This is a genomic window from Actinosynnema sp. NPDC059797 (genome assembly GCF_042732085.1).
Classification (GTDB): Bacteria; Actinomycetota; Actinomycetes; order Mycobacteriales; family Pseudonocardiaceae; genus Actinosynnema.
The window spans coordinates 1-9,171 of record NZ_JBHWIE010000286.1 but is presented as its reverse complement, the minus strand read 5'-3'; the positions used below and the strand labels follow the sequence as shown (position 1 = coordinate 9,171).

Here is a 9,171-nt window from a genome sequence, read left to right as displayed (position 1 = left end):
GCCACCCGCTACGACAAGCTCGCCGTCCGCTACCAGGCCACCATCGACATCGCCGCCATCAACATCTGGCTACGCCACATCTGAAACACGACCTAACCGCCGGGGAGAAGGTCGGTCGTCGCAGCGGCTGCTCGACGCGTTGCGTGATCGCGTCCGGCTGGCGGAGGGCCGGGTTGCGGCTCCACCGGTGGCGGTGATGGACTCGCAATCGGTGCGTGCCGCGCAGACCGCGGGCCGGGCCACGCGGGGTCGGGACGGCGGGTGGTCGAACGAAGCCCGGCCTGGATCACCGGACACCATCGCTGCGTCCGCGACTACGAACGCCTACCCTCCACCACGCCGGGGCGGTTGCCGGTGGGCAACCGAGCGGGCGGCGGTCACGGGACTGGACCGGGGCCGGCGTGTGGCCCATGCTGCACGAGGCGCTGTCGGATCGGCTGCGGGCGTTGGGCCGGTTGGAGGCCGGTTGGAGTTGGACACCGCGATGGTGGACGCCTCGCACGTGCGTGCACTCAATAGGGGGCGGCGACGGGCCCCTCGCCCGTCGATCGGGGTCGGCCGGGTTCAAAACACCGCACCCGCGGCCGACCACGGCTCCGGACCGGACAAGGTCCGCTGGGTCGTGGAACCCACCTTCTCCTGGCCGCACCAGTACAAATGACTACGCACCCGCTGGGAACGACGAGCCGATATCCACCTCCAACTCAGGCAACTGGCCCGCGCGCTCAGCTGCCACCTCAACAGCTGCTACCTCAACAGCTCGGAAACGGCTGCTCACAACGCATCGGGCAGCTTGGCGGGTGCCACGACGATGTCCACCCGTCGCACCCGGTCGAGATCGACGGTGATGGCGCAGACGAAGCGCGTCGTGCCATCGGCCCGCACCACGGCGAACCCCGGACCCCCGTTGATCGCCAGTGGCCGCAGGTGCTCGTCGGCGGCCACCTTGCGGCGCACGCCGAGCACGAAGCGCGCCACGCGGTCGGGCCCGTGCACCGGACGGCGCGCAACGCCGAGCAGGCCGCCACCGTCGCTGGTGAGCACCACGTCCGGGTCGAGGAGGCCAACCAGCGCGGCCAGGTCGCCGCCCTCGACCGCGCTGAGGAAGGCGTCGACCACCCTGCGGTGCTCGGGCGCGGCCACCTCCACGCGGGGCGCGCGGGCCGTGATGTGCGCCCTGGCCCGCACCGCCAGTTGCCGCACGGCGGCGGGACTGCGCCCCACCACCTCGGCGATCTCCGGGAACGGCATCCCGAACACCTCGTTCAGCACCCACGTGGTGCGCTCGGCCGGGGTGAGCGTCTCCAGGACGACCATGAGCGCGTAGCTCACGGTGTCGTCGAGGGTGACGCGCTCGGCCGGGTCGGGTACGCCGGGGTCGACCAGCGGCTCGGGCAGCCACGGCCCGACGTACTCCTCCCGCTGCACGCGCGCCGACCGCAACACGTCCACCGCCCGCCGGGCCACCGCCACCACGGCCCACGCCTCCAGGTCCAGGACGCGGTCCCGGCCGTCGGCCTCCACCAGCTTCAGCCAGCAGTCCGAGACCACGTCCTGCGCCTCGGCCAGGGTGCCGACGATGGAGTAGGCGACGCCGACCAACCGAGGCCGCACGCGGGTGTACTCGGCGGCCAGCTCGGCGACGCGGGTCATCCGCCCACCGAGGCCAGGTACTCAGCGTAGGTCCGCTTGCCCTCCGTGTACTCGCCCTTCGGGGTCAGGCCACCCGTGGCCAGCCCGGCGGGCCCGCCCTCGGCCTCCTCCACTCTCAGGTCGTCGCCGAGCCGGGCCACCAGCTGCCGCGCCATGTCCACCACCCGCAGCCGCTCGGGCCCGGCGATGGGCAGCGCGAACCCCTGCGGCTCACCCACGGCCAACTCGACCAACCTGGCCGCGACGTCCTCGGTGGCCACCGGCTGCGACAGCATGGCGGGCACCTGGACCACCGGTCCGGCAGCCTGCGCCAGCACCTGCCCGGGGAACTCGAAGAACTGCGTGGCCTTCAGCACCGTCCACGGCACGCGCCCGGCCGTGACCAGGGCCTCCTGGCGGCGCTTGCCGAAGTAGTAGTCCAGGTCGACCTCGTCGGCGCCGACGATCGACAGCACCACCACGTGCCGCACGCCCGCGCGTTCGGCCGCGTCGAGCAGGTTCGTGGTCGTCGCGGTGAAGAACCGCTCGACCTCCTCGCGCGTCCACGCCGGGCCGTTGGAGACGTCGATCACCGCCTCGCACCCCGACAACGCCTCGTCGAGCCCTTCCCCGGTGGTCAGGTCGACGTTGGACCGGCTGAGCACCACCGCCTCGTGCCCGGTCCGCGCGACCTCCTCGACGACCTTGCGCCCGACAACTCCGGTGCCACCCGCAACCGCGATCTTCATCTCCACGTCCCAACCTTCGTGCGAATCCCGTCATCATCAGGACGATCCGGCTCCGCGAGCTGTGACGTGGCCGGTAACGAACCACTCCGATCGGGCGAACCTTTGGACGTGAAGATCCTTCTAGTCGCCCTGTTGGCCCTGGTCACGGGCTGTTCCACCACCGTATCGGGAGAGGGCGCCGCGGTCACGACCACGAACGGGGCACCCACGAGGACCGAAGCGCCCACGACGACCGGGAGGACCACCCGGCCGCCGGAGCCGGTCGAGCTGCCCGAGATCGACGAGGGCGCGCCCGCCCGGTACTGCGACCAGCCGTTCACGGGCGCCCTGGGCAAACCGATGCTGGCCGTCGTGGTCGAGACCCCGTCGGGCCGCCTGGACTGCGACGAAGCCGCCGCCGTGCTGTTCGACTACTACGCCGAGCGCCGCGACCCGACCCCCGGCCTCCCGCCGCTGCAGGTCGGCCCGATGACGTGCAACCAGGTCCCGGAACCGGCCCTGCCGCAGGTGGTGTGCACGGACGGGGACGACGTCATCTACTCCATGTGGCCGCAGACCTGAGTCCGCGCACCCGGGCGGGCGACCTCACCGAACCGAAGGAACCGCGGGTGGCCGGGCACCCGCCCCCGCCACCCCCGGCGCGGTCGTCAGACCCCCGAGGTGGAGCGGATCCACGCCCGGACCGCCGGCACGCTGCTGTACTGCTGCGTCGACGTGCCGTCGGCGGTGGAGGCGACGCCGACCTGGAGGCCGTTGTACATCTGAGGGCCGCCCGAGTCGCCCGACCACGCGTTGCCCGTGATCCGGCTCGTGCACAGCGCCTGGCCGCCGTAGTAGTCGCGGCAGATCGAGGTCAGCCGCACGTCGGCCGTCTTGAGCTGCGGTGACACGGGGCCGTTGCGGCTGGTGTAGCCCCAGCCGTAGAGCTGGTTGGTGGAGCCGATGGGCGGGTTGGCGTCGGCGAGCCTGGAGTACTGGCTCGTCTGGACCGGCGTGCTCAGCTGGAGCAGCGACACGTCGGCCTGCGGGTGGTTCACGTAGCGGGTCACCGAGCTGGGCGTGCCCTGGGCGCGGTAGACGTTCCCCACGCGGACCGACAGGCTCGCGCCGACGCAGTGCTTGGCGGTCAGCACCCACTGCGGCGACAGGATCGTGCCGGAGCAGGTGAACGAGCCGCTGCGGTACACCGCGGCGGCCCAGGGGGCCGACGACACGAGTGAGCCGCCGATGATCAGGGGTTGGGCGCCGCTCTCTTCCGCGGCGTGCGCGGGAGACGCGGTGAGCGAGGTGAGCGCGCACAGCAGCGCGCAGACCAGCACAGGGAAACGCATGCAGGGATCTCCTCGTCCTTGAGGCAGGGCGTGCACAGGCGGGAGTCAGGATGGGCGGCCGGCGCCCCCGCCGGAAACGGGGAACTCCCGCTCCTCGCGCAGCCGGGCGGCGAGCTGGGTGCGGTTGTGCACGCCCAGCTTGCGGTAGATGCGGGTCAGCGCCCCCTCGACGGTCTTGACGCTGATGTCCAGCCGCCCGGCCACCTCCGGGTTGCCCGCGCCCTCGGCGACCTGCCGGGCGATCCTGGTCTCGAACGCGGTCAGGACGTCGCCGCCCGGGGTGTCGCCGAGCAGCTCCGCCGCCCGTGCCGCCCACCTCGGCGCGCCGCTGTCGGTGAACACCTCCCGGGCCTGTTCGAGCAGCCCGCGGGCCGCTCCCCGGCGTTTGCGCCTGCGCTCGGCGATGCCCAACGCGAGCAGGTCGCGGCCGAGCTGGAGCGGCTGGCGCAGCTCCCGGTGCGCCTCCACCGCCGACCTCAGCCGGCGCTCCGCGCCGTCGTGGTCCCTCAGCGCCAGCCGGAGCAGGCCGTCGGCCCGGTCGAGCGACGCGACCACGCCGCGCCGGCCCAGGCGCACCGCGCCCGCCCTGGCGCCGCCGATCACCCCGGCGGCCTCCTCCAGCCTCCCGACCGCGACGAGCGGTTCGGCCAGGTCGGGGCGGACCGCGAACACCGCGGGGTCCACCACGCCCATGCCCGCTTCGAGGTCGGCCGCCCGGCGCAGCGGTCCGAGCGCGGCCTCCGGGTCGCCCGCGACCAGCGCCGCCAACCCGCGGGCGTGCAGGTTGCGCGCCAGGGAGGAGTGGTCGCCGTCGGCCTCGGCGCGGCTCGCGCCCCGCCGCGCCAGGGCGTCCGCCACCACCGGGTCGCCGCCGTACGCCTCGGCGAGCGCGGCCCCGTAGCACGCCAGGGCGAGGTCCACCCCCAGCGTCTCCGCCAGCCTCAGGTTCTCCGCGGCCCGGCTCAGCGCGCTGCCGCACCGCCCCATCGCGACCCACACCTCGACGGCCGCCCACGTCATGCCGACCGCCTCGGCCACCAGGCCGCGGTCGCCCGCGTGGTCGAGCAGCACCGCCAGGTGCTCCGAGGCCGACCGGAGCCGGTCGGCGAACAGGTCGAGGCGGGCCGCGGCCCACAGCGTGCCCACGTGCGCGACCGCCATCCGCTCGGGCGCGATGCCGCGCGCCAGGTCGAGCGTCCCGGCGGCGGTGGGGTCGCCGAGGGCGACCTGGCACAGCGCGAGCGAGCACAGGGCCATGACCTCGGTGCGCACGTCCTTCGCCGTGCGGGCCAGCAGCACGGCGTCGGCCAGGCGCCGGGCCGCCTCGCGCAGGTCGCCGCCCACCGCGGAGTGCACCGCGGACCGGTACCGGGCCGGGCCCTCCAGGGCGGCGTGCCCCCTGGCGTGCGTCAACGCCTCCCCCACCACGCCGTCGGCGGCGGTCCTGGCGTAACCGGCGGCGTCGACGACCAGCAGCCGGGCCCGGACCTGCTGCGCCCTCGGCACGCCGGGTGCCCGCAGCACAGCCCGCGCCAGCGAGGTCGCCAGCTCCGGCCGGCCCGCGCGCACCGCGTCGTCCGCGGCGCGCAACCTCCTCCCGGCCGCTCGGGCGGGCGCGCTCGGCGGGGTGCGGTCGGCCGCGAGTTCACCCAGCTCCGCGGCACGCCCGAGGCGTCCCTGCCGCCGGGCGGCGTTCGCGGCGCGCAGCAGCGCCACCGCGGTGGGCTCGTCGAACCCGGTGACCGCGTGGGCCCGGTGCCGCGCCCGCTCCACCGGGTCGGGGGTCAGCACCGCCAGCCGGGCGTGGACCGCGCGGACCTCGTCCGGGCACGCGACCGCGGGGAGCGCGGCGGCGACCAGCGGCTCCCGGAAGCGCACCTCGCCGTCGGGGTCCACCCGCACCAGCGGGCAGTCCCGCAGTTCCGCGGCGGCCCGCTCGCGCCCGTAGTGGACGAGCGCGCGCAGCGTCGGCTCCTCGGCCAGGGCGGCGACGAGCAGGGTGGTCCGGGTGCCGGCGGGCTGGGCGCTCACCCGCTCGGCGACGAGCTGCCGCAGCCGGGCCGGGATCCCACCGGGCGACCGGCTCAACTCGACGGCGTACCACGGGTTGCCCCCGGTGAGCCGCACGTCGACCCGGCCGTGGCGGGCCATCAGCTCGGCGGTCGCCGCGACGGGCAGCGGCGGCACCTCGACCACCTCGCCGCGCCACCCGGGCCACGGCTCCCGGGACGCCACGACCAGCCGCGGCGCGGCCCTGGCCACCGCGAACGCCAGCACCTCCGCCGTCTCCCGGTCCACCCACTGCCCGTTGTCGACCGCCACCACCGGGTCTACCTCGCGGAACACGGTCAGCACGGCCTGCCGCAGGGCGAGCGGGTCCGGTTCGCCGGCGCGCCGCCGCACCGCGCGGTCCAGCGCCTCCCGCCGGGGTTCGGGCAGCTCCACCCGGACGTCGGCGAACAGGTCGGCCAGCACCAGGTACGGGATCAGCCGGTCGCCCCGCGCCGGGCTGCTGCGCAGCACCACGCCGTCGTCCGGCAGCACGGCCCGCAGGACGGCGGACTTCCCGATCCCCACCGGCCCGTGCAGCAGCACGGGACCGCGCGCGAACCCGGCCCGCACGGTGGCCAGCAGGTCGTCACGGCCGAGGAGGTCCATACCACCGCCGACCGTACTGGCCGCCCCGTTCCCGTTCAACGGCGCGGACGCACCCGCCCGCGCCGGGGCCGGTGGCGGTGAGGTCGAGCAACGGCGAGTTCCCGACCGGGCACACCCGCGACGTGAGCCGACTCCGTCCCGCGGGCGGGTCCGACCGGGAGGACCGGGGGCGCATTTCCACGAGTCGCGCCCCTTCCCGCACCCCGAACCGCTGCCTTGCCGCATTGCCGGTTCCTTGACACCACCCCCGGTATGCAGTTCGCTCGACTTCGCCGGATGATCAGCCAGGGGGTCGGGATGTCGAGTTCACGGCGGCGCGCCCGCACGCCCCTTGCGCACCCGAGGAACGAATCAGGCCCCGCCGCTTCGTCGGCGGTGGTGACCGGCCACACCGCACCGGTGGCGCGCGGGTGATCACGGCTCTGGCGGCGGTGGCGTTCTGGGTGGCGCAGTTGGGCCTGGAGCGGGCGTGGGCGCACACGGACGGCGCCGGTGTGACGGTGGCCGTGCTGGACACCGGGGTCGACCCGGACCACGCCGACCTCGCCGGTGCCGTCCTGCCCGGTGCCGAGTTCCCCGACCTCGGCTCCGGGGCGCGGGACGCCTCCGGGCACGGCACGGACGTCGCCGCGCTGATCGCGGGGCGGTCCGGCGTCGCGCCCGGCGCGCGGGTGCTGCCGGTGAAGGTGACCGGGGGCGGCGCGGACGCCAACGAGGCGCTGCGGTGGGCGGTCGACCACGGGGCGCGGGTGGTGAACCTGTCGCTCGGCGGCGGGACCGGGTCGTTCGACGAGGGCCTGCGGTACGCCGCCGAGCACGACGTGGTCGTGGTGGCCGCGGCGGGCAACGCCGGCACGGACGACGGGGTCACGGCGTTGGCGCGCGGCGAGCACGTGGTGGCCGTGTCCGCCGTGGACCGCGAGGGGCGGTTCCGGGAGGACGTGAGCGTGTCCGGGCCGGAGGTGGCGCTGGCCGCGCCCGGCGTGGACGTGCCCACGTCGCGCGGCGAGCGCAGCGGCACGAGCTACGCGGCGGCCTTGGTGTCCGGCGCGGTGGCGCTGGTGCGGGCGGAGTACCCGGACCTGGACGCCGTCGAGGTGGTGGAGCTGCTGACGTCCACCGCGCGCGACGCCGGTCCGGAGGGGCGCGACCCGCGGTACGGGTTCGGCGTGGTCGACCCGGCGCGGGCGCTGGAGGAGGGCCCGCCGGGGCACGGCGGGCTGTGGTGGTGGTCGGCCGCGGTGCTGGTGCCGCCGGCCGTCTGGTTGGCCGTTCGCGCGCGCAGGCGCGCGACCCGATGAGGGGCGGATCGTCCACAAAGGACTGACGGGGTGGTCGCGCCTATTCGGCCGGCATTCCACGCGGCATTCGCCGACGATTCCACGCGAGCGCCACTCGAATGCGAGCACCGGCCGGAACGGCGACCACGTGCCACCGTTGGGACGAATTCCCTCCCGCGTCCTTGCAGGCTGCCCGGCCTTCCCCTAACTTCGGGCAACAGAGCCGAAAGTGCGTTGTCGGTTCCGCCGCGCCGGTTCGGCACAGGAACCGATGCCACGAGCACCGATTCCACGAGCACCGGACAGGCACGACACGAAATCGCCCGACTCCCGCGCGGGCAGAGTGATCGGCCGGGTGAGACATGCCCTTCCCCCTTCGCGAACCGGTTGTCCGGGGCGCCGCGGCGGTGGGTTGCGTGCACCGGTTCGTCGAGCGGCAGGCCGAGCGCACGCCGGACGCCGAGGCCTTCCGCTGGCGCGGTGGCCGGGTGCGCTACCGGGAGCTGGACGAGCGCGCCAACCGACTGGCCCGCCTGCTGCGCCGGCACGGCGTGGGCGGCGGCGACCGGGTCGGCGTGTGCCTGCGGCGCGGTCCGGAACTGGTCGTGGCGGTGCTGGCCGTGCTCAAGGCGGGCGCGTGCCTGGTGGCGATGGACCCCGCCCACCCCGCCCGGCGCGCGGAGTTCGCCGCCGCGGACTCCGGCGCGCGGCTGCTGCTCACCGAGCGCGCCGTGCGCGACCGGCTCTGGCCCGGCGGCGCCCCGGTCGGCGCGCCGGGCCGGGTGGTGTGCCGGGAGGAGCTGGACCCGGCGGGCGTCCCCGCCACCCGACCGCCCGTGCGGGTCGGGCCGGGCGACCTGGCCTACCTGACCTACACCTCCGGCGCCACCGGCACGCCCAAGGGCGTCCTGGTGGAGCACCGGTCCGTCGCGGCGCTGCTGTCGTGGGTCGGCGAGGCGTTCACCGCGCGGGAGCTGGACGGGGTGCTGGCCGCCACCTCCGTGTGCTCCGACCTGTCGGTCTTCGAGATCTTCGGCCCGCTGGCGCACGGCGGCCGGTTCGTGCTGGCGGACACCGCGCCGGACCCGGTGGCGCCCGGCGCGGTGGAGGGCGTGCGGCTGCTGAGCACCGTGCCGTCGACGATGCGCGAGCTGCTGGCGGCGGACGCGGTGCCGCCGGGCGTGGAAACCGTCTGCCTGGCGGGCGAACCGCTCACCGAGGACCTGGCGCGCCGGGTCTGGCGGCTGCCGGGCCTGCGCCGGCTGCTCAACCTGTACGGGTCGGCCGAGGGCACCGCCTGCTCCACCTGGGCCGAGGTCGGGCGCGACCACCGGGGCACGCCCCCGATCGGGGTGCCGCTGCCCGGCACGCGGGCCTACGTGCTCGACGACGCCAGCGCCGAGGCGCCGCCGGGCGCGGTGGGCGAGCTGCACCTGGCCGGCGACGGGCTGGCCCGCGGCTACCTGGGCCGCCCGGAGGAGGAACGGGCCCGGTTCCTGCCCGACCCGTTCGCCGCGCGCC

7 protein-coding genes and 1 pseudogene are annotated in these 9,171 nt (G+C 75.5%); 4 read left to right on the top strand and 4 right to left on the bottom strand.

All coding sequences use genetic code 11. The annotated features are described in order from the left end of the window. Positions 1-371: 371 nt before the first annotated feature. Positions 372-736, top strand: a pseudogene (locus ACFV4N_RS34575) (transposase); the annotation flags it as partial. 38 nt (positions 737-774) lie between these two features. Here the strand turns inward: ACFV4N_RS34575 and sigJ are convergent. Then, a complete protein-coding gene (gene sigJ / locus ACFV4N_RS34570; protein WP_499676869.1) occupies positions 775-1,653 on the bottom strand; it encodes an RNA polymerase sigma factor SigJ in 879 nt (292 codons plus the stop codon). Next, positions 1,650-2,381 carry an SDR family oxidoreductase gene (locus ACFV4N_RS34565; RefSeq protein ID WP_499676868.1) on the bottom strand — a complete coding sequence of 244 codons (732 nt, stop codon included), beginning with the start codon at positions 2,379-2,381 and terminating at the stop codon, positions 1,650-1,652. Before ACFV4N_RS34565 ends, sigJ begins: the two co-directional genes overlap by 4 nt. A gap of 108 nt (positions 2,382-2,489) precedes the next feature. Between ACFV4N_RS34565 and ACFV4N_RS34560 the strand changes: the two genes are divergently transcribed. Continuing rightward, positions 2,490-2,942 (top strand): hypothetical protein, encoded by a 453-nt coding sequence (locus ACFV4N_RS34560; RefSeq protein WP_499676867.1) that lies wholly within the window; start codon positions 2,490-2,492, stop codon positions 2,940-2,942. Between the two features lie 86 nt (positions 2,943-3,028). Here the strand turns inward: ACFV4N_RS34560 and ACFV4N_RS34555 are convergent, their stop codons facing one another. After that, on the bottom strand, positions 3,029-3,712 hold the full coding sequence (locus tag ACFV4N_RS34555) for a S1 family peptidase (protein WP_499676866.1): 684 nt from the start codon (positions 3,710-3,712) through the stop codon (positions 3,029-3,031). A 45-nt stretch (positions 3,713-3,757) separates the two neighbouring features. Continuing rightward, positions 3,758-6,370 (bottom strand): LuxR C-terminal-related transcriptional regulator, encoded by a 2,613-nt coding sequence (locus ACFV4N_RS34550; RefSeq protein ID WP_499676865.1) that lies wholly within the window; start codon positions 6,368-6,370, stop codon positions 3,758-3,760. A 410-nt stretch (positions 6,371-6,780) separates the two neighbouring features. Here ACFV4N_RS34550 and ACFV4N_RS34545 point away from each other — a divergent pair, with 410 nt between their 5' ends. Next, a complete protein-coding gene (locus tag ACFV4N_RS34545; protein ID WP_499676864.1) occupies positions 6,781-7,671 on the top strand; it encodes a S8 family serine peptidase in 891 nt (296 codons plus the stop codon). A gap of 395 nt (positions 7,672-8,066) precedes the next feature. After that, a partial coding sequence (locus tag ACFV4N_RS34540; RefSeq protein WP_499676863.1) for an AMP-binding protein occupies positions 8,067-9,171 on the top strand: 1,105 nt, incomplete at its 3' end.

Bases quoted from the DNA above. Each gene is read 5' to 3' on its own strand.
- sigJ (WP_499676869.1), bottom strand. From the start codon at position 1,653: ATGACCCGCGTCGCCGAGCTGGCCGCCGAGTACACCCGCGTGCGGCCT.
- ACFV4N_RS34555 (WP_499676866.1), bottom strand. From the start codon at position 3,712: ATGCGTTTCCCTGTGCTGGTCTGCGCGCTGCTGTGCGCGCTCACCTCG.
- ACFV4N_RS34565 (WP_499676868.1), bottom strand. From the start codon at position 2,381: ATGAAGATCGCGGTTGCGGGTGGCACCGGAGTTGTCGGGCGCAAGGTC.
- ACFV4N_RS34550 (WP_499676865.1), bottom strand. From the start codon at position 6,370: ATGGACCTCCTCGGCCGTGACGACCTGCTGGCCACCGTGCGGGCCGGG.